The 19,297-nt window shown below is 62.3% G+C and carries 19 protein-coding genes; 14 read left to right on the forward strand and 5 right to left on the reverse strand.

The genetic code is table 11. The annotated features are described in order from the left end of the window. The first annotated feature begins 41 nt into the window (after nt 1-41). Entirely contained in the window at nt 42-1,463 is a 1,422-nt protein-coding gene (locus tag ACNPAA_RS14190) for a lytic transglycosylase F (RefSeq protein WP_042015292.1), read from the forward strand. A gap of 5 nt (nt 1,464-1,468) precedes the next feature. On the opposite strand, the gene ACNPAA_RS14195 is transcribed toward ACNPAA_RS14190, so the two are convergent. Then, nucleotides 1,469-1,630: a hypothetical protein gene (locus ACNPAA_RS14195; RefSeq protein ID WP_010672595.1), complete on the reverse strand. Its 162-nt coding sequence runs from the start codon at nt 1,628-1,630 to the stop codon at nt 1,469-1,471. A gap of 75 nt (nt 1,631-1,705) precedes the next feature. On the opposite strand from ACNPAA_RS14195, the gene ACNPAA_RS14200 reads away from it, so the two are divergent. Then, nucleotides 1,706-2,959 carry a phospholipase D-like domain-containing protein gene (locus tag ACNPAA_RS14200; RefSeq protein WP_417891832.1) on the forward strand — a complete coding sequence of 418 codons (1,254 nt, stop codon included), beginning with the start codon at nt 1,706-1,708 and terminating at the stop codon, nt 2,957-2,959. 469 nt (nt 2,960-3,428) lie between these two features. Here ACNPAA_RS14200 and ACNPAA_RS14205 read toward each other — a convergent pair whose 3' ends face one another. Beyond that, entirely contained in the window at nt 3,429-4,547 is a 1,119-nt protein-coding gene (locus tag ACNPAA_RS14205; protein WP_039040410.1) for a fatty acid desaturase, read from the reverse strand. 149 nt (nt 4,548-4,696) lie between these two features. Here ACNPAA_RS14205 and fabR point away from each other — a divergent pair, with 149 nt between their 5' ends. Both fabR and ACNPAA_RS14215 read left to right on the forward strand, forming a co-directional pair. Beyond that, nucleotides 4,697-5,317, forward strand: coding sequence for an HTH-type transcriptional repressor FabR (gene fabR, locus ACNPAA_RS14210; RefSeq protein WP_010672598.1), 621 nt, complete (start codon nt 4,697-4,699; stop codon nt 5,315-5,317). Nucleotides 5,318-5,336: 19 nt separating this feature from the next. Next, on the forward strand, nt 5,337-5,702 hold the full coding sequence (locus ACNPAA_RS14215; RefSeq protein ID WP_010672599.1) for a YijD family membrane protein: 366 nt from the start codon (nt 5,337-5,339) through the stop codon (nt 5,700-5,702). 33 nt (nt 5,703-5,735) lie between these two features. Here ACNPAA_RS14215 and ACNPAA_RS14220 read toward each other — a convergent pair whose 3' ends face one another. Together ACNPAA_RS14220 and rsmD are read right to left on the reverse strand one after the other, a co-directional pair. Then, nucleotides 5,736-6,050: a DUF1145 domain-containing protein gene (locus ACNPAA_RS14220; RefSeq protein WP_010672600.1), complete on the reverse strand. Its 315-nt coding sequence runs from the start codon at nt 6,048-6,050 to the stop codon at nt 5,736-5,738. Between the two features lie 108 nt (nt 6,051-6,158). Further along, complete coding sequence (gene rsmD / locus ACNPAA_RS14225) at nt 6,159-6,788, reverse strand: 16S rRNA (guanine(966)-N(2))-methyltransferase RsmD (protein ID WP_417891833.1); 630 nt, start codon at nt 6,786-6,788, stop codon at nt 6,159-6,161. A gap of 110 nt (nt 6,789-6,898) precedes the next feature. Here rsmD and ftsY point away from each other — a divergent pair, with 110 nt between their 5' ends. The 10 genes from ftsY (at nt 6,899) to hutH (ending at nt 19,154) form a co-directional block, all read left to right on the forward strand. Continuing rightward, complete coding sequence (gene ftsY, locus ACNPAA_RS14230; RefSeq protein WP_417891834.1) at nt 6,899-8,677, forward strand: signal recognition particle-docking protein FtsY; 1,779 nt, start codon at nt 6,899-6,901, stop codon at nt 8,675-8,677. Nucleotides 8,678-8,899: 222 nt separating this feature from the next. Continuing rightward, nucleotides 8,900-9,568, forward strand: a complete 669-nt coding sequence (ftsE, locus tag ACNPAA_RS14235) for a cell division ATP-binding protein FtsE (RefSeq protein WP_010672603.1) — start codon at nt 8,900-8,902, stop codon at nt 9,566-9,568. Beyond that, the gene (gene ftsX, locus ACNPAA_RS14240) at nt 9,568-10,521 is read left to right on the forward strand and encodes a permease-like cell division protein FtsX (protein ID WP_029313524.1); all 954 of its coding nucleotides are present in this window, start codon (nt 9,568-9,570) and stop codon (nt 10,519-10,521) included. The genes ftsE and ftsX overlap by 1 nt, the downstream gene beginning before the upstream one ends. Nucleotides 10,522-10,973: 452 nt before the next feature. Continuing rightward, nucleotides 10,974-11,828 carry an RNA polymerase sigma factor RpoH gene (gene rpoH, locus ACNPAA_RS14245; protein ID WP_029313526.1) on the forward strand — a complete coding sequence of 285 codons (855 nt, stop codon included), beginning with the start codon at nt 10,974-10,976 and terminating at the stop codon, nt 11,826-11,828. 127 nt (nt 11,829-11,955) lie between these two features. Further along, nucleotides 11,956-12,615, forward strand: coding sequence for a carbonate dehydratase (gene can / locus ACNPAA_RS14250; protein WP_010672606.1), 660 nt, complete (start codon nt 11,956-11,958; stop codon nt 12,613-12,615). A 10-nt stretch (nt 12,616-12,625) separates the two neighbouring features. Beyond that, complete coding sequence (hutC, locus tag ACNPAA_RS14255; protein WP_041212197.1) at nt 12,626-13,330, forward strand: histidine utilization repressor; 705 nt, start codon at nt 12,626-12,628, stop codon at nt 13,328-13,330. A gap of 374 nt (nt 13,331-13,704) precedes the next feature. After that, a complete protein-coding gene (hutI, locus tag ACNPAA_RS14260; protein WP_010672608.1) occupies nt 13,705-14,940 on the forward strand; it encodes an imidazolonepropionase in 1,236 nt (411 codons plus the stop codon). Further along, nucleotides 14,933-15,871, forward strand: a complete 939-nt coding sequence (gene hutG, locus ACNPAA_RS14265; RefSeq protein WP_109422013.1) for a formimidoylglutamase — start codon at nt 14,933-14,935, stop codon at nt 15,869-15,871. Before hutI ends, hutG begins: the two co-directional genes overlap by 8 nt. Nucleotides 15,872-15,916: 45 nt before the next feature. Continuing rightward, entirely contained in the window at nt 15,917-17,620 is a 1,704-nt protein-coding gene (gene hutU / locus ACNPAA_RS14270; protein WP_042015303.1) for a urocanate hydratase, read from the forward strand. Between the two features lies 1 nt (nt 17,621). Then, on the forward strand, nt 17,622-19,154 hold the full coding sequence (gene hutH, locus ACNPAA_RS14275) for a histidine ammonia-lyase (RefSeq protein WP_290433802.1): 1,533 nt from the start codon (nt 17,622-17,624) through the stop codon (nt 19,152-19,154). A gap of 31 nt (nt 19,155-19,185) precedes the next feature. Here hutH and ACNPAA_RS14280 read toward each other — a convergent pair. Further along, a partial coding sequence (locus ACNPAA_RS14280) for a transposase (protein ID WP_147273929.1) occupies nt 19,186-19,297 on the reverse strand: 112 nt, incomplete at its 5' end.

Raw genomic sequence — 19,297 nt, forward strand, 5'->3', positions numbered from 1 at the left:
ACCCGACGGTGCGCACCGGCCCACAGCGAGGTGGTTAAATCATGATGCGGCGATGGATCTGGGCCCTGCTGGCTCTCTGCTCTCTCCCTCTGCTGGCGGCGGATCTCAAGCCGCAGTTGCTGCCCCAGGCCGGTGATCTCGAACACATCCTGCAAAAAAAAGAGCTCAGGGCCCTGGTGGTCTATGAGCGGGGGTTTTTCTTTTTCGACAAGGGAGCCCAGTACGGCATCCTGGTCAATCAGCTTCAGGGATTCGAGCGCTGGTTGAACCAGACCTACCTGGCCAAGGAGAAGCTCAAGCTCAAGATCATTTATATCCCGGTGCGCCAGGACAAGCTGCTGGACTACCTGGCCGAGGGGCGTGGGGATCTGGTGGCCGCCAACCTGACGGTCACCCCCACCCGGCGCGAGCAGGTGACCTTCTCCCAGCCGCTGATCGCCCCCATCGAGGAGTGGGTGGTGAGCCAGCGGGATCTCCCTGCCTTCAATCGCATCACCCAACTGTCCGGCCGGCGGATCTGGGTGCGAGCCAGCTCCAGTTATTTCGAGAGCCTGCACCAGCTCAATTGGCTGTTTCGGGAGCTGGGGTTGCCCCCGGTCTACATCGAGACGGTTCCCGAATACCTGCAGGACGGGGACCTGCTGGAGATGGTGTCAGCCGGGATCATTCCGCTGACGGTCACCGACAGCTTCAAGGGGCGGATCTGGCTCGACATGATTGGCGGTCTCAAGGCCCACAGGCTGATACCGCTGCGGGACAAGGGGCGCAGCGCCTGGGCCCTGCGCAACAACAGCCCGGAGCTGCTCAAGGCGGTGAACGCCTACATCTCGGAGTCGAGCAAGCGGACCCTCTACAGTGACATGACATTGCGCCGCCTGCTGGCGCAGAGCGACCGCATGAGCAACATACTGGCGCCGGACCCGCTGGGGCGACTGTCGACCATTCGCAAGGTACTGGAGGCCCAGGCGGACAAGTATCAGCTGGACTGGCTGATGCTGGCCGCGCTGGCTTACAAGGAGTCGGGGCTCAATCCCAATGTCGGCTCTCACCGGGGGGCCGTCGGCATCATGCAATTGCTGCCGAGCACCGGCAAGGAGGTGGGGATCCGCGGTGCCAGACTCACCAGTCTGGAGGGCAATGTGGAGGCGGCCTGTCGCTACATGCGACTCATCCTGGACACCTACTTCAATGATCCCGGGATGGACAGGCTCAATCGCCATCTGTTCGCCCTGGCCGCCTACAATGCGGGTCCGAACCGGGTCCAGGCATTGCAGGCCAAGGCGGCTGACAAGGGGCTGGATCCGAACGTCTGGTTCGGCAACGTGGAGCAGCTGGTGGCCAACGACGTGGGCCAGGGGCCCATCAACTACGTTGGCACCATCTACAAATACTACGTGGCCTACCGTTTCAGCCTGCCCCAGCTGGAGGGCAAGTCAGAGGCCATCGAGGCGGTGCAGCCCTGAGCCTGTCAATGCTGGCCGGGGAGGGGATCCTCGTGATGCTGCGCAAGGGGCTCCCAGCCCAGATCCCGGTGCTGCTGGTACCAGGGCATCAACAGCCTGGCCGGGGTGGGATCCGGTTGGCTGGCATGGGGTCTCTGACTGAGGGAGGGGTGGTCGCGCAGTTCCATCATCGGCTCCTTGACACTGGGCTATCGGGGCGGTTGTCTGGGTTATGCCACCACCAGATGACAGAGAGATGACCCTTGATCCCCGCCGAGTTTGCCTTGCTCGCCGATCCCGGTGCAGCCCTCAAGGCCCGATGCCAGTTGATCCGCCAGGCTCGCCACCGGATCCTCGCCCAGTATTACAGCTGGGAAGAGGACGGCAGCGGCAAGCTGCTGCTGGCGGAGCTGGTGCGGGCGGCCCGGCGCGGAGTGGTGGTGCAACTGCTCATCGATGATCTCTACGGCGGGGAGAACCGCTTTCTGGAGGCGGTGGCGGCGGAACCGGGCATCGAGGTGCGCCTGTTCAACCCCTTCTGGCTGCGGGGCTGGCGTCCCCTTACCTTGCTGCTGGAAGGGGTGCTGAGCTTTCGCCGCATCAATCACCGGATGCACAACAAGCTGCTGCTGGTGGATGGCAGCCAGGCGGTGATCGGCGGGCGCAATATTGGTGATCGTTACTTCGGGCTGGGGATGCCGCCTCACTTCATCGACCTGGATCTGGTCTGCCGCGGCCCCCTCTGTCAGCAGGCCGAGCAGGGGTTCGCGCTGTTCTGGCACAGTCGCTGGAGCCACCCGGTCCGTCGCCTGTTGAGACGCCCCTTGCTGCCAGCCGAAACCCGGGCCCTGAACGATTTCCTGCTGACCCTGACCGACCCCGCCATGGCGGCCGCCTATGATCTGCCGGCCACTCTGTTTGATGAGTGCCCCGTTCCCCTTTGCTGGCATCCCGGGCGAGGGCAGTGCTGGTTCGATCGCCCCGGCAAGGGGCTGGTCGCCCGGCCGACCACGGCGCCCCTGCTGGGACGCATGCTGGCGAGCAATCAGGGGGCCCTGAGGTTGGTGAGCCCTTACCTGATCCTGACACGGGGGCTGCGTCGCCGGCTCAAGGGGCAGCGACGGCAGGGGGTCGACATCGAGATCCTGACCAACTCCCTGGCCAGCACGGACGTGCCCCTGGTCTATGGCGCCTATCGACGTCACCGCCCCTGGCTCGAGCGTCAGGGGGTCAACCTGTTCGAGCTGACGACGGAGGCGTTCAGTCTGCATGCCAAGCTGATCCTGATGGGGAAGGAGGAGGCGCTGCTCGGCAGTTTCAACCTGGATCCCCGCTCCCTGATGCTCAACACCGAGTTGATGCTGCACCTCCATAGCCCGAGGTTGTGCGACGAGTTGCAGCAACTCATCGATGGCTGGTTGCAGCAGGCCGTGCACCCGGTGGCGGTGTCCCCTTCTGCATGGCGGCGCCTGCTGGCGCAATTGAGCGATTGGTTACCTTTGCACCGTTGGTTGTGAGTGGGATCCGCCTTGTGCGAGATCTCGCAAAGCCTTGTGCGCCTTCGAGGATAACGTTTGCCATCCAAAAACGGGACTGGATTGCATCGTATTGTTTTTAATCGATTTATATTGATAGCGCCGTAACAATCCAGGGGCCTCGACTGCATAGAGGTGCGTGTAGAACGGTTTTTTATTTTATTTAACTGCGTAGTATCTCGAGTGCAAGGACAAACACGGCGGCTGGTCTGCCGTGTGGGTGACGGCAACAGGGGAAATGGGCCAACCGGATTGCTCCGGCAGGCGAGGCAGATCGGGAGCGGAAACCCGTGATGCCAGACAGACCCCCGTGGTTGCGGTAGCCCAATATGGAACATGCTATTTGCGAGGGGGTGACATGCGAATGTTGCCCCATTTTTTTATGCCCGCCGTCTGCTTGTCCAATAAAAAAGACCGCCTGCTGGCGGTCTTTTGCGTGATGTTTCGGCGATCAGGCGAGGCCCGCCAGCAGACGACTCCAGTTGCGTTTGGCAACGAGGAAACCGTCTCGCAACGTGCGGTACTCCAGTTGCAGCCTGAGCCTGTCGTAGCGTGCGAGGGCTGTGCGCTTGCGCTGCTCCAGCAGTGACTTGCGGCTGGCATAGTAGTGCTGGATCTGCAGGCTCAGCTTGTCGTACTCCTCCTGCAGCAGTGCCTGCCAGCGTTCCCTGTCATCCTGCTTGTGCACTCTGGCCTGGGCGCGCTTGAGCTGCATCTCCAGCCTGGCCTGTTCGATGCGTTCCTCCGGGCAGGATCTCAGGTCTTTGGCGAGCCCGCACCAGGCGGCGGTGCGGATCAGCCACTTGGTGGGGTCGAACTGCCACCATTGAATGCCGTTGCGGTAGTCGTTCTCGAACAGGTGATGGAAGTTGTGATAGCCCTCGCCAAAGGTGAAGAAGGCCAGGATGCCGTTGTCCCGGGCGCTGTTGCGATCCGTGAACGGCTGGCTGCCCCAGATGTGGGCCAGGGAGTTGATGAAGAAGGTGGTGTGATGGGTCATCACCATGCGCAGCACCCCGGCCAGCAGCATCATGCCGAGCAGATCCCCGTGCAAGAGGCCGAGCAGCAGCGGAATGCCGATGTTGGTGACCAGGGCCAGAGCCAGATAGTGCCTGTGCTGGAAGGCGACCACGGGGTTGTTTTGCAGGTCGCGCACATTGCTGTAGTCGTGGTAGGTATCGCGCTGGTATTCCCGCAGCATCCAGCCGATGTGGGAGTACCAGAAGCCGCGACCCGCACTGTAGGGATCCTTCTGGTTGTCATCCACGTGGCGGTGGTGGCGGCGATGATCCGAGGACCAGTGCAGCGCCGAGTTCTGCAGGGCGAGCGCGCCTCCGATGGCGAAGATCCATTGCAGGGCCGGGTGCGCCTTGTAGGCCTTGTGGGACCAGAGCCTGTGGTAGCCGGCGGTGATGGAGATGCCGCAATAGCAGAACAGCAGCAGGAAGCAGAGCCACTGCCAGAGGTCGTAGCCCTGGCTCAGTCCATACCAGGGGACCGCTATCAGTGCCGTCAGCCCGGAGAGGGCGAACAGCAGGGTGTTGGTCATGATGATCGGGGGGCGGTCCATTTCACTCGGCTCCTTTCAGCGAACAGCTGTTCACTATTCTCCATTGAGCCGGAATGCGGGTCAATGGTAAAAAAGTCGGAGACAAACCTGATCCCGGCCCCGCCTTCGGGTTATCATCTGGCCTCGCTAATCTCAAGGTGACTGTTTTCGTGGGTATTCGCGCGCAACAAAAAGAAAAAACCCGGCGTACGCTGATCGAGGCGGCGTTCAGTCAACTCTGCGCCAACCGCAGTTTCTCCAACCTCAGCCTGCGGGAAGTGGCCAGAGAGGCGGGCATAGCGCCGACCTCCTTCTATCGCCACTTTCGGGACATGGAAGAGCTGGGGCTGACGCTGGTGGACGAGGGAGGGCTGACCCTGCGCCAACTGATGCGCCAGGCGCGCCAGCGCATTGCCGGTGGTGGCAGCGTCATCAGCACCTCGGTGCAGACCTTCATGGAATTCGTCGAAAACAACCCGAACATCTTCCGGCTACTGCTGCGCGAGCGCTCCGGCACCTCGGCTGCATTCCGTCAGGCGGTGGCCCGGGAGATCCAGCACTTCATCGCCGAGCTGACCGATTATCTGGAAGCCACCACGCAGGCGCCACGGGAAGAGGCCTATATCCAGGCCGAGGCCATGGTGACCATCGTCTTCAGCGCCGGTGCAGACGCCCTCGACATGACTCCGGAAGAGTGCAAGGCACTGTCGGAGCGCACCATCAGCCAATTGCGGATGATCGCCATGGGCGCCGAGGTGCAGAACCGCAAGCGCCACGAATCTCTCACATAACGCAAGGATGGACAGCCTCATGCATGAACCGAACGCGATTCCGAAGAAGCCCCTGGTGCTGGCCCTGCTGATCGGTATCTGTGGCGATGCCTTCCTGTCGGCCTTGACGGAGTCGGTCGTCCCCTTCTCCTTCTACCCCCTCATCGCCCTGTTGCTGGCGGCCAGCCAGCTCTATCAGCACTATCGCCATGAGCCCATGGTGGGCAACACACCCAGCTGCATTCTGCTCTGCTTCTTTATCGGCGTGTTCGGCCATTCTGCCCTGGTCAAGGTGCAGTACCCCGAGCTTGGCAGCAACTTCTTCTCCCTCATTGCCATGCTGCTGCTGCTTGCCGCCCTCTCCATCAAGCTGGGAATCAGCCTCGGAAAAACGCAGAAGGAGTGACGAATCACTCCTTCTGGTCGGGCCGGGGGTGGCCTAATCGGCCCTAGGGGGGGTCTCTCCCTTCTTCCTGGCGTCTATGATGGCCTGCAGCTTGGTGCGGATATCCATCATGCCGAACACCCCGAAGATCAGCACCTGGGTGAATTCGAGACGAGTGACAGCGAAGTAGGGTTTGCAAGCCGCCTTGATCATGCTGGCCTGTACCCAGTGCATCAATATCACGATGACGCCGCACACAGGCAGAAAGCCGTTCAGTTTGCCCGGCAGGGTGCCCAGCAGGGCGAGTGCCACACCGAACCAGAAGAACAGCAGCACCCCCATCGCCAACAGATTAAACACCCGCTTCATCGTTTACCTCCCGTACATAGAGTTGATAGCAGACCTGATGTGATCGACCTGCTTGTCCTTGAGCCGTTGTCCAAATTGACGGAGAAGGGGACTGTACCCATCTCCCCTTTAAACAGCTGCGTCATGCTTGGTGTCCCGCAGATAGAGCTGATAGCAGACCTGACCAGCCTGCTTGTCCTTGAGTAGTGTCCAGCTGGTGGGCAGCGCCAGATCGGCCATCTCTTTTTCCCGCTCCAGATAGATGAGGGCATCGGATGCCAGCCAGCCGCGCTGCTCGAGCAGCTCGCACACCTGGGGCAGCAGCTCGCGACGAAACGGTGGGTCCAGAAAGACCAGGTCGAAGGGGGTGGGCGGGCCTTGCAGCCAGCTCACGGCATCAGCCTGGATCACCTGCCCCTGGCTGCTGCCCAGGGTCGTCAGGTTCTTCTTGAGCTGGTCGGCGGCGCCTCTGTCCATCTCGATCAGGGTGACCTGTTCGGCATAGCGGGACAAGGCTTCCAGCCCCAGCCCGCCGCTGCCGGCGAACAGATCCAGGCAGCGGGTACCGCGCACGTGGGGAGCCAGCCAGTTGAAGATGGTCTCCTTGACGCGATCCGTGGTGGGTCTGAGCCCTTCCACATCCCTGACGGGGAGTTTGCGCCCCTTCCATTGGCCGCTGATGATTCGTACCACGCCCGCTCGCCCCTGAGGGGCCGGGCTCTTGCTCGGGCTGTTACGGCTGGATTTCACTCTGGGCATCGCGTTTCGTCGTCAGAAAATAAAGTGATAGTATAAGGCGGTTCATTTTTATGCCGACCCGCCGAGGGACGGCTATCTTAGCAGTCAGCCTTTGATGTGAGTATTTTTAGATGGCAAAAGGTTTGTTTTCCTGGCTGGGTTTCGGCCGCAAGAAAGAAGAGGCTGAGGCCGTTCCATCGCAGGCGCCCGACGCTACCCCGGCGGTCGTCGAGTCGCAGGCCGCCGCTGTTCCCGCGCCTGTCGCCGATGTTGCCCCGGCTGATGCCCCCACCGCCAAGCCCGAAGCGCCGCTGAGCGGCCCTGACGAAGGCCCCCTGGTTGTGGAAGAGCCGGAGGGCGAGCTTGAGCCCGTCATCGTCAATGAGGCTTTGATCTCAACCGAAGCTCAGGTCGCAGACGACGCCATTTTTGCCGCCAAAACCCGCGCTGCGGAAGAGGCTCGCATTGCCGCCGAGGCTCGCGCCGCAGAAGAAGCCCGTGTTGCCGCCGAGGCTCGCGCCGCAGAAGAAGCCCGTATTGCCGCCGAGGCTCGTGCCGCAGAAGAAGCCCGTATTGCCGCCGAAGCTCGCGCCGCAGAAGAAGCCCGTATTGCCGCCGAGGCTCGTGCCGCAGAAGAAGCCCGTATTGCCGCCGAGGCCCGCGCTGCGGAAGAGGCTCGCATCGCTGCCGAAGCCCGCGCCGCAGAAGAAGCCCGTATTGCTGCCGAGGCCCGCGCTGCGGAAGAGGCTCGCATCGCTGCCGAAGCCCTTGCCGCGGAAGAAGCCCGTATTGCCGCCGAGGCTCGCGCCGCAGAAGAAGCCCGTATTGCCGCCGAAGCTCAGGCTGCCGAGGAAGCCCGTGTCGCCAAAGAGGCCCAGCGAGCGGAAGATTTGCGTCTGGTCGCCGCGATGGAGGCTGAGGCCGCCGCGCTGGCCGCTCTGCCACTGGCCGCCAAGGTGGACGACGACACTCAGGAGAAGCCGCAGCGGGAGGGCTTCTTTGCCCGCCTCAAGCGCAGCCTGGTGCGTACCAGGGAGAATATCGGTTCCGGTTTCTTCGGCCTGTTCCGTGGCAAGAAGATCGATGACGATCTGTTCGAAGAGCTGGAGACCCAGCTGCTGACCGCCGATCTTGGCGTCGACACCACCACCCGCATCATCGAGGGGCTGGTACAGCACGCGGATCGCAAGCAACTCAAGGACGCCGAGGCGCTCTACGGTCTGCTCAAACAGGACATGGGCGAGATGCTGGCCAAGGTCGAGCAGCCCCTGGTGATCGACACCAGCAAGAAGCCTTACGTCATCCTGATGGTCGGTGTGAACGGCGTCGGCAAGACCACCACCATCGGCAAGCTGGCCAAACAGTTCCAGGCCGAGGGCAAGAGCGTAATGCTGGCCGCTGGCGATACCTTCCGTGCCGCTGCGGTCGAGCAGCTGCAGGTGTGGGGTCAGCGCAACAACATTCCGGTGATTGCCCAGCACACCGGTGCCGACTCCGCCTCCGTCATCTATGACGCCATCGAGGCTGCCCGCTCCCGCGGGGCTGACGTGCTGATCGCCGATACCGCCGGCCGCCTGCAGAACAAGAGCAACCTGATGGAGGAGCTCAAGAAGGTGGTGCGGGTGATGAAGAAGCTGGACGATGCGGCGCCCCACGAGATCATGCTGACTCTGGACGCAGGCACCGGCCAGAACGCATTGAGCCAGGCCAAGCTGTTCAGCGAGGCGGTGGGCCTGACCGGCATCACCCTCACCAAGCTGGACGGCACTGCCAAGGGTGGTGTCATCTTCGCGGTGGCCGACAAGTTCCAGATCCCGATCCGCTACATCGGGGTGGGCGAGGGGATCGACGATCTGCGCCCGTTCGTCGCCAACGATTTTATCGAGGCGCTCTTCAGCCGCGAAGAATAAATCCGGCTGACATGAGTCGGCCCGGCCGTGACAAGCACGTGTTCCATACCCCGACTCCGGTCGGGGTATGTCACTATGAGGGCGCAGGCATGGCTCATCCAGGCAAGGGTGACATGTGGCATGCTTGTGACCGGTGTTGTCATCCAGGTGTTGTGCCGGTACGGGGGAGTGAGCGCCCCATGCTTTATCCCGGTCGGGGTTTGTCAATCTCAGGGAACCGTTATGATTCGTTTTGACAAGGTCAGCAAGGTCTACAGTGGCGGTCATCAAGCGCTGCAAAAGGTCAGTTTTCACCTGCGCAAGGGGGAGATGGCCTTCCTGACCGGCCATTCGGGGGCGGGCAAGAGTACCCTCCTCAAGCTCATCAGCGTGATGGAACGACCGACCGACGGCCGCGTCTTCTTCCACGGCGATGACGTCAGCCACATCCAGCGCAGTCAGATCCCCTACGTGCGCCGCCAGATCGGCATGATCTTCCAGGATCACCGCCTGTTGATGGATCGTACCGTGTTCGACAACGTCGCCCTGCCCCTGGTGATCGATGGCTACAGCCATGGGGACATCAACAAGCGGGTGGCGGCGGCGCTGGACAAGGTCGGGCTGCTCGGCAAGGAGCGCTACCAGCCGCGCATGCTCTCCGGTGGTGAGCAGCAACGGGTCGGCATCGCCCGCGCCATCGTCAACAAACCGCCGCTGCTGCTGGCGGACGAGCCGACCGGCAACCTGGATCCCCAGCTTTCCATGGACATCATGCGCCTGTTCGAGGAGTTCAACCGCTTCGGCGTCTCCGTGCTGATTGCCACTCACGATCTGGGGCTGATCGCCCGGATGCGCTACCGCACCCTGACCCTCAAGGCGGGTCGCATGTATTCGTCCGGGGAGGATCGCTGATGGCTATTGTTCGTCATAAACAGCCGCCGTTGCGTCGTTTGATGATGTATGGGGTGGATCATGTGCGACAGGCCTTTGCCAGCCTGGGTGAGCTGTGGCGCAACCCGCTCGCCTCCCTGATGACCCTGGCAGTGCTTGGCGTGAGTCTGGCGCTGCCTTCCTGTTTCCACGTATTGCTGAAGAATGCCGAAGTGGTAGAGGGGAGCTGGCAGACCAGCTCCCAGATCTCCCTCTATCTGCGCAAGGATCTGCCGGAGCAGAGCATCCTCGACATGAAGCAGCGGATCCTGCTCTATCCGGAAGTGGAGTCCGTCACTTATATGAACCGTGACGAGGCGCTCAGGGAATTTCGGGAGATCTCCGGTTTCGGCGATGCCCTGGATTATCTGGACAGCAACCCGCTGCCGCCGGTGCTGAGCGTGATCCCGGATCCGCGCTGGCAGAATCCCGAAGGGGCCGCCGAGCTGCTCGCCAAGCTGGAGAACGAGCCCGGTATCGAGCAGGGCAAGCTGGATCTGCAGTGGTTGACCCGGTTGCAGGGGATCATGAACCTGCTGCGCCACACCATTACAGGTATCGCGGTGTTGCTGCTCTCCGCCGTGTTGCTGATCGTGGGCAACACCCTGCGCCTGAACATCCTGAACCAGCGTTCCGAGATTGAAGTGCTCAAGCTGGTGGGCGCGACCGATGCCTTCATCCACCGTCCCTTCCTCTATACGGGCATCTGGTTTGGGGTCATCGGCGGCATGCTGGCCTGGTGGCTGACCGAGGTGATGGTGATCTGGAGCGAGGGGGTGGTGAAGGAGCTGGCGGGGCTCTACAACAGCAACTTCCGTCTGGTGGGGATGGGGGCGTTCGACGGCTTCAATCTCATACTGCTGGGCGCCCTGCTGGGGTTGATCGCCTCCTGGTTCTCGGTGCACAGGCACATTCGCGACATAGAACCGTCCTGATTAATTTGTCAGCATTTTAAAGCGCTGGATTTTGCGAACTGGATCAAGTAAAAGAGTGGCCCGTTTCTGGCACGGGCCACTTTCTCAGAGTAATCTGAATGGTGTCTGCGCCGAGGATCATATGTGGATCCTCTGAACCTTTTGATTTATCAATGGTCTATTGACTGCAGCAGAATGAATACGGGTATGGCCCCTATGCCTTGCTCGTCTGACTTGGCAAGCATGTGAAGGTTGCGAGCTCCGCAACAATGGACTTAGCATGCTACTTTTCAGGGGTCCTTTACTGTGACCCCTTTTTTTTGACTGTTCATTTATGATTCATGCCGTCAGCCTAAGATGGGCCGGGTTCATGCTGGGGTGATGTATGATGCAGCACGCAGAATGATACCTGGTCGGTAGACACGTCTTCTCAGGGTGTTAGACTGATTCGATTGAAAAGTAAGAGGTAGAACATGGGAACTTCATTGCAACGCACTATGGCTCTGATTCCGCAAGGTAGTCTGGAAGGCTATATCCAGGCCGTCAACTCGATCCCTGTGCTGAGCGCAGAGGAAGAGCGCGAACTGGCGATGCGTCTGCAGCAGGATGGCGATCTCGAAGCTGCACGCCAGCTCGTTATGTCGCACCTGCGTTTTGTCGTTCACGTGGCCAAGAGCTACTCCGGCTATGGCCTGCCTCAGGCCGATCTGGTGCAGGAAGGCAACATCGGCCTGATGAAAGCCGTCAAACGCTTCGACCCGAGCGTGGGCGTGCGTCTGGTCTCCTTCGCCGTGCACTGGATCAAGGCCGAAATCCACGAATATGTGTTGCGCAACTGGCGCATGGTCAAGGTGGCGACCACCAAGGCCCAGCGCAAGCTCTTCTTCAACCTGCGCAAGTCCAAGAAGCGTCTGGGCTGGCTGAACCACGAAGAGGTGCAGGCCGTGGCTGCCGACCTCGGGGTATCCGCTGCCGACGTCACCGAGATGGAAGCGCGCATGAGCAATTACGATCAGGCCTTCGACCTGGTCGGTGACGATGAAGACGAGGGTGGCTTCGCGCCGGTGCACTATCTGGAAGACAAATCTTCCGATCTCGCGGCGAACATCGAGAACGACAACTGGGACAGCCATGCCACCCGTCGCCTGAGTGCGGCCATGGCGACCCTGGACGAGCGCAGCCAGCACATCATCCGTGCCCGCTGGCTCGATGACGAGAGCAAGACCACCCTGCAGGAGCTGGCCGATACTTACGGCGTCTCCGCCGAGCGGGTGCGCCAGCTTGAGAAAAACGCGCTCAAGAAGCTGAAAGATGCCATGGATGCCTGACGGCCTCCTCCGGTAAGAAGCAGGGCCTGATGGCCCTGTTTTTGTTTTGCGGGGATCTGGTCGGCCTTGCCTTGGTTACCCTTGTGTATGGTATGTTGCCGCCACTGCCACAGTAGGGAGAGCAGAAGTGAAACTGTTGAACGACTTGTTTACCAACAACCGCGAGTGGGCGGAACGGATCAAGGCCGAGGATCCCAATTTCTTCGCTACCCTGTCCGCCCAGCAGGCACCCGAGTACCTCTGGATCGGCTGTTCCGACAGCCGGGTTCCCGCCAACCAGCTGATGGGGCTCTTGCCGGGGGACGTCTTTGTCCACCGCAACGTCGCCAACCTGGTGGTGCACACCGACTTCAACTGCCTCTCGGTGCTGCAATACGCGGTGGAGGTGCTCAAGGTGAAGCACATCATCGTCTGCGGCCACTATGGCTGCGGTGGGGTCAAGGCTGCGATGCAGAACCAGGAGCTGGGTCTCATCGACAACTGGCTGCGCAACATCAAGGACGTCTACTTCAAATACGGCGAACAGCTCGAAGCCATCGAGGATGAGCACGAGCGCTTCGACTACCTGTGCGAGCTGAACGTGGCCGAGCAGGTCGCCAACGTCTGTCACACCACCATCATCCAGAATGCCTGGCGCAAGGGGCAGGAGCTGGCGGTGCACGGCTGGATCTACGGCATCAAGGATGGCCTGCTGCACGATCTCGATCTCTGCATCAGCGGCCCTGACCAGATCCCGGACGTCTATCGCGCCTGGCCGGACATGCGTCCGCCCCATCGTCGCCGCTGAGGACCATCCGGTGGCTCCTGCGCTCTACCTTCAGATAAAGCAGCACATCCTGGACGGGATCCGCGAACGCCACTATCAGGCGGGCGACCGGATCCCGACCGAGGCCGCCCTGTGCGAGCAGTTTGCCGTGAGCCGCATGACGGTGAACAAGGCGCTGCGTGAACTGGTGGCCGAAGGCTGGCTGGTGCGCACCGCCGGATCCGGCAGCTTTGTGGCCGACAGGCGCACCGAGTCGCCGCTCCTGGCGATTCGCAACATCGCCGACGAGATCGCCGAGCGGGGCAGCGAGTACAGCGCGCGGGTGATCCGGCTGCAACGTCAGGCCGCCGACGAGAAAGTGGCGGTGCGTCTGGGCCTGCGGGTCGGGGCGCCCACCTTTCACAGCCTCATCGTCCATCAGGCCGATGGGGAGCCGCTGCAACTGGAGGAGCGCTTCGTCGATGCCGAGCGACTGCCCGGCTATGGCGAGCAGGATTTCACCCAGCAGACGCCAAACAGCTATCTGATGGAGATCTGCCCTCTCTCCGAGATGGAGCACGTGGTAGAAGCCGTGTTGCCGAGTGCTGGTGAAGCCGGACTGCTGCAAGTGAGGGTCGACACCCCCTGCCTGCTGCTGCACCGGCGCACCTGGTCAGACGGCTGTCTGGTCTCCTATGCCAGATTGTTGTCGCCGGGTTCCCGCTACAAGCTGAGCTCCAAGACGCGTCTCGCATAATTGTATATACAAATTAAGCATTTAAAAGCCCACCTCTCGGTGCAATGCTGTTCACTTAAGAGAATTTGAGTTCCAGTCCACGTAGTATCAGGACAAAAAATCGAGGGAGGCATGATGCCTCCCTCTTTCTATTGCAAGCCCCGCTGGATAAAGGCTGGAGGAAGATCGACTGGACACAGCCTTGCCCCCTCAACTCAAATCCAATTTATGAATAATCAGTCAAAAAAGTGCTTATCTGAACAGCATTGCACCTCTCGGTGGGCTTTTTTGTGCTTACACTCTAATAAAACCGCTGTTATCAAGATGTGAACTTTATCCTTCCTTTCTTTTCAGAGATCGGCTATAAATTATTGTATATACATTTAGAGGTCGGTATGAACAAGGAACTGTTGAACTGCGAGCGGGTCTGGCTCAACGTGACACCCGCCACCCTGCGCCCCGATCTGGCGGACTACGGCCTGCTGGAGCCCCATGCCCTTGGCGTGCGGGATGGCAAGATCCACGCTCTGGTCCCCATGCAGGATCTCAAGGGCCCCTATGCCGCCTCCTGGCAGGACATGAAGGGGAAGCTGGTCACCCCCGGTCTTATCGATTGCCACACCCACCTCATCTTCGCCGGCAGTCGCGCCGAAGAGTTCGAGCTGCGCCAGAAGGGAGTCCCCTATGCGGAGATCGCCCGCAAGGGGGGTGGCATCATCAGCACGGTGCGCGCCACCCGGGCAGCCAGCGAGGAGCGGCTCTATGAGCTGGCGTTGCCGCGGATCAAGTCCCTGATCCGGGAAGGGGTCACCACAGTCGAAATCAAGTCCGGCTACGGCCTCACCCTGGAAGACGAGCTCAAGATGTTGCGGGTGGCCCGTCGTCTGGGAGAGACGCAGCCCATCCGGGTCAAGACCACGCTGCTGGCGGCCCATGCGGTGCCGCCGGAGTATCGCGACGATCCCGACTCCTGGGTCGAGACCATCTGCCAGGAGATCATCCCGGCGGCGGCCGAGGCAGGTCTCGCGGATGCGGTGGATGTCTTCTGCGAGCACATCGGCTTCTCCCTTGCCCAGACCGAGCAGGTCTATCTGGCGGCGGATCAGTACAACCTCGCGGTGAAAGGGCACATGGATCAGCTCTCCAACCTGGGGGGCAGCACGCTCGCCGCCCACTTCGGCGCCCTCTCGGTGGATCATCTGGAATATCTGGATCAGGACGGGATCCAGGCGCTGGCCCACCGTGGCGTGGTCGCCACCCTGCTGCCCACCGCTTTCTATTTCCTCAAGGAGACCAAGTTGCCCCCGATCGCTGCCTTGCGCAAGGCGGGGGTACCCATGGCTGTCTCTTCCGACATCAACCCGGGCACGGCCCCCATCGTCTCCTTGCGCATGGCCATGAACATGGCTTGCACCCTGTTTGGCCTGACCCCGGTGGAGGCCATGGCCGGGGTGACCCGCCACGCCGCCAGGGCGCTCGGCGAGCAGGAACGGCTGGGGCAGCTCAAGGTCGGCATGCTGGCGGATTTCCTTGTCTGGAACTGCGGCCATCCGGCCGAGCTCAGCTACCTCATCGGCGTCGATCAGCTGGTGAGCCGTGTGGTCAACGGGGAGGAAACCCTTCATGGATAAGTTCAACGGGATCGACATGTCGGTCTGGCAGGGGCGTCAGGATCCCGAAGACGGCGAGCTGGCCCTGCGCTGGCACGATAGGGTGCAACCCTGGCAGGGGAATCGCGAACCCGGCGTGGTGCTGCTCGGCTTTGCCTGTGACGAAGGGGTGCGCCGCAACAAGGGGCGGGTCGGCGCCGCCGGTGCACCGCTGGCGGTGCGCAAGCTGCTGGCCAACACGGCCTGGCATCTGGGCGCCTCCGTCTATGACGGCGGGGATCTGGCCTGTGAGGACGGCGATCTCGATGCCGCCCACGGGCGCTTGGCCGAGCGGGTCGCGAGTGCGCTGGATCAGGGGCACTTCCCCCTGGTGCTGGGAGGCGGCCACGAGGTGGCGTTTGGCAGCTGGAGCGGCCTGAACCGTCATCTTGGCGGCGAAGGGCGGGTCGGGATCATCAATTTCGACGCCCACTTCGATCTGCGCATGAAACAGGAGCAGGCGAGCTCGGGCACCCCCTTCTTCCAGATTGCCGAGCAGTGTGCTGCCCAGGGCACCCCCTTTCACTATGCCTGTCTCGGGGTGGCCGAAACCGCCAATACCGCGGCGCTCTTTGCCCGCGCCGAGGCGCTGGAAGTCTGGCACGTGCTGGACGAAGCGATGACGCCGACCGAGCTGCCAGCCTTGCTAGGCGGGCTGGATGCCTTCATCGCCCGTTGCGACCACCTCTATCTCACCATCGATCTCGACGTGCTGCCGGCGGCGGTGATGCCGGGAGTGAGCGCTCCCGCCGCTCGCGGCGTGGAGCTGGCGGTCATCGAACCGCTCATCGCCCATATCCGGGCCAGCGGCAAGCTCAGGCTCGCCGATCTGGCCGAGTACAACCCGAACCTGGATCAGGACAACCGCAGTGCCCGCGTGGCTGCGCGCCTGGTTCACCAGTTGACCAAGTAGTGGCGCACCGCGCCGCCTGATTGCATCGCTAAACAAGGAGTGTCTATGTCTGTACAACACCAGGATCCCCGCCACGATCCGAGCCGCGTGATCCGTGCTCCCCACGGCACCCAGCTGACCGCCAAGAGCTGGCTCACCGAAGCGCCACTGCGGATGCTGATGAACAACCTGGATCCGGATGTTGCCGAGCATCCCCAGTCCCTGGTGGTGTACGGCGGCATCGGCCGCGCCGCCCGCAACTGGGCCTGCTATGACAAGATCGTCGAGGTGCTGACCCGGCTCGAGGACGATCAGACCCTGCTGGTGCAATCCGGCAAGCCGGTCGGGGTGTTCCAGACCCACAAGGATGCGCCGCGGGTGCTCATCGCCAACTCCAACCTGGTGCCCCACTGGGCCAACTGGGAGCACTTCAACGAGCTCGATAAAAAGGGTTTGATGATGTACGGCCAGATGACCGCTGGCTCCTGGATCTACATCGGCACCCAGGGCATCGTGCAGGGCACCTACGAGACCTTCTTCGCGGTGGCGAACCAGCACTTCAACGGCGAGCCCAAAGGCCGCTGGATCCTGACCGGGGGCCTGGGTGGCATGGGCGGTGCCCAGCCCCTTGCCGCCACCATGGCCGGTTTCTCCATGATCGCCGTGGAGTGCGACGAGACCCGTATCGATTTCCGTCTGCGTACCCGCTACGTCGACAAGAAGGCCCACAGCCTGGATGAGGCGCTGGCCATGATCGAGGAGGCCAAACGCAGCGGCACCGCCGTCTCCGTCGGCCTGCTCGGCAACGCCGCCGACGTCTTCGCCGAGCTGGTGGCTCGCGGCATCACGCCGGACGTGGTGACCGACCAGACCTCCGCCCATGACCCGGTACACGGCTACCTGCCCCAGGGCTGGAGCGTGGCCCAATGGCGCGATCTGCAAAAGAGCGCACCGGACGAGGTCAACGTGGCGGCTCGCCGCTCCATGGCCCGTCAGGTCGAAGCCATGCTGACCCTGCAATCCCGCGGCGCCGCCACGCTCGATTACGGCAACAACATCCGCCAGATGGCGCTGGAAGAGGGGGTCAAGAATGCCTTCGACTTCCCGGGCTTCGTGCCGGCCTACATCCGCCCGCTGTTCTGCGAGGGCATTGGCCCGTTCCGCTGGGTGGCGCTCTCCGGCGACCCGGAAGACATCTACAAGACCGACCAGAAGGTAAAAGAGCTGATCCCGGACGATCCCCACCTGCACAACTGGCTCGACATGGCCCGCGAGCGCATCGCCTTCCAGGGCCTGCCGGCGCGGATCTGCTGGGTTGGCGTCAAGGATCGGGTGCGCCTGGGCCTGGCCTTCAACGAGATGGTGAAGAATGGCGAGCTGAAGGCACCGGTCGTCATCGGCCGTGACCATCTGGACTCTGGCTCGGTGGCGAGCCCGAACCGCGAGACCGAATCCATGATGGATGGTTCCGACGCCGTTTCCGACTGGCCGCTGCTCAACGCCCTGCTCAACACCGCCGGCGGTGCGACCTGGGTCTCCCTGCACCACGGTGGCGGGGTCGGCATGGGCTTCTCCCAGCACTCCGGCGTGGTGATCGTCTGTGACGGCACCGACGATGCCGCCAAGCGGGTCGGCCGCGTGTTGCGCAACGACCCGGCCACCGGGGTGATGCGTCACGCCGACGCCGGCTACGAGATTGCCATCAACTGTGCCCATGAGGCGAAACTGGATCTGCCGATGATCGACGCCACCGGCAAAGGGGTGAAATAAGATGTTCGAACTCAATCTGCAACCGGGCAAACTCTGCCTCGCCACCCTGCGCCGTGTCAGCCGCGAGCCCGTACACGTCAGCCTGGGTCCGGCTGCCCTGGCGGGGATCCACGCCTCCGCCGCCGTGGTCACCAAGGTGATCGAGCAAAACCGGGTGGTCTATGGCATCAACACCGGCTTTGGCCTGCTGGCCAATACCCGGATCCCGGTGGAGCAGCTGGACGAGCTGCAACGCTCCATCGTGCTCTCTCATGCGGCAGGAATTGGCGAGTACATGGATGACGCCACCGTGCGGTTGATGATGGTGCTCAAGGTCAACTCGCTCGCCCGTGGCTTCTCTGGCATTCGGCTGACGGTGCTCGAGGCCCTGATGACCCTTATCAACGCCGAGGTCTACCCCGTGGTGCCGAAGAAGGGCTCCGTCGGCGCTTCCGGCGATCTGGCGCCCCTGGCTCATATGAGCTGCCTGCTGATCGGTGAAGGCAAGGCCCGTCACAAGGGTGAGCTGATCGACGCCGCCACTGCCCTGAAGATTGCAGGATTGGAGCCCATCGCCCTGGCGCCGAAAGAGGGGCTGGCCCTGCTCAACGGCACCCAGGCGAGCACCGCCTTCGCGCTGGAAGGGCTGTTCCATGCCGAGGATCTCTACGCCGGCGCCATCACCATCGGTGCCATGAGCGTTGAAGCGGCCCTCGGCAGCCGCCGGCCGTTCGATGCCCGCATCCACGAGGTGCGCGGTCAGCGCGGCCAGATCGATGCGGCCGCCTGCTACCGCCACCTGCTGGTGGACGGCAGCGAGATCGGCATGTCCCACCACAACTGCGAGAAGGTGCAGGATCCTTACTCCCTGCGCTGTCAGCCCCAGGTGATGGGCGCCTGCCTGACCCAAATCCGTCAGGCCGCCGAGGTGCTGGTGTGCGAGGCCAACGCGGTCTCCGACAACCCCCTGGTGTTTGCCGAGGATGAGGAGATCATCTCCGGCGGCAACTTCCACGCAGAACCCGTGGCCTTTGCCGCCGACAACCTGGCCCTGGCCATCGCCGAGATCGGGTCGCTGTCCGAGCGGCGCATGGCGCTACTCATCGACTCGCGCATGTCCGGCCTGCCGGCCTTCCTGGTGAACAACGGCGGGGTGAACTCCGGTTTCATGATCGCCCAGGTTACTTCGGCGGCCCTGGCCTCCGAGAACAAGACCCTGGCCCACCCGGCCTCGGTGGACAGCCTGCCCACCTCGGCCAACCAGGAGGACCACGTCTCCATGGCCACCTTCGCCGGTCGCCGGCTGGCGGACATGGCCGAGAACACCCGTGGCATCCTGGCGGTGGAACTGCTGGCAGCGGCCCAGGGGCTCGACTTCCGCGCACCCCTGCGCTCCACCGAGCTCATCGAGCTGGCCAAGGGCCGTCTGCGGGAAGAGGTCAGCTTCTATGACAAGGACAGGTACTTTGCACCGGACATCGAGGCGGCCGCCGCCTTGCTGGGCCGTGCCAGCTACAACGACCTGATCCCGGCCGGGACTCTGCCCAGCCTCTGAGACCCGGAGTCTGAGCAACCATAAATAAGGTTCATCGCGGCTTTCCGGGGAAGGCCGCCTTGATTTTCAGAAAAAAGTATTCTGAGTCCCTAAATCCATATGCCATACGCTTTATCACTTTGATCTTGTTGTTCACCCCTTCC

It is taken from the genome of Aeromonas sp. PS2Canimalfood6, assembly GCF_048276795.1.
GTDB lineage: Bacteria > Pseudomonadota > Gammaproteobacteria > Enterobacterales > Aeromonadaceae > Aeromonas > Aeromonas caviae.

Excerpts from the sequence above, each read along its gene's own strand:
- ACNPAA_RS14205 (WP_039040410.1), bottom strand. The coding sequence starts at position 4,547 with ATGGACCGCCCCCCGATCATCATGACCAACACCCTGCTGTTCGCCCTC.
- hutI (WP_010672608.1), top strand. The coding sequence starts at position 13,705 with ATGAACAAGGAACTGTTGAACTGCGAGCGGGTCTGGCTCAACGTGACA.
- ACNPAA_RS14220 (WP_010672600.1), bottom strand. The coding sequence starts at position 6,050 with ATGAAGCGGGTGTTTAATCTGTTGGCGATGGGGGTGCTGCTGTTCTTC.
- ftsY (WP_417891834.1), top strand. The coding sequence starts at position 6,899 with ATGGCAAAAGGTTTGTTTTCCTGGCTGGGTTTCGGCCGCAAGAAAGAA.
- rpoH (WP_029313526.1), top strand. The coding sequence starts at position 10,974 with ATGGGAACTTCATTGCAACGCACTATGGCTCTGATTCCGCAAGGTAGT.
- ACNPAA_RS14195 (WP_010672595.1), bottom strand. The coding sequence starts at position 1,630 with ATGGAACTGCGCGACCACCCCTCCCTCAGTCAGAGACCCCATGCCAGC.
- ACNPAA_RS14215 (WP_010672599.1), top strand. The coding sequence starts at position 5,337 with ATGCATGAACCGAACGCGATTCCGAAGAAGCCCCTGGTGCTGGCCCTG.
- ftsX (WP_029313524.1), top strand. The coding sequence starts at position 9,568 with ATGGCTATTGTTCGTCATAAACAGCCGCCGTTGCGTCGTTTGATGATG.
- hutG (WP_109422013.1), top strand. The coding sequence starts at position 14,933 with ATGGATAAGTTCAACGGGATCGACATGTCGGTCTGGCAGGGGCGTCAG.
- rsmD (WP_417891833.1), bottom strand. The coding sequence starts at position 6,788 with ATGCCCAGAGTGAAATCCAGCCGTAACAGCCCGAGCAAGAGCCCGGCC.
- hutU (WP_042015303.1), top strand. The coding sequence starts at position 15,917 with ATGTCTGTACAACACCAGGATCCCCGCCACGATCCGAGCCGCGTGATC.
- ACNPAA_RS14190 (WP_042015292.1), top strand. The coding sequence starts at position 42 with ATGATGCGGCGATGGATCTGGGCCCTGCTGGCTCTCTGCTCTCTCCCT.
- ftsE (WP_010672603.1), top strand. The coding sequence starts at position 8,900 with ATGATTCGTTTTGACAAGGTCAGCAAGGTCTACAGTGGCGGTCATCAA.
- hutH (WP_290433802.1), top strand. The coding sequence starts at position 17,622 with ATGTTCGAACTCAATCTGCAACCGGGCAAACTCTGCCTCGCCACCCTG.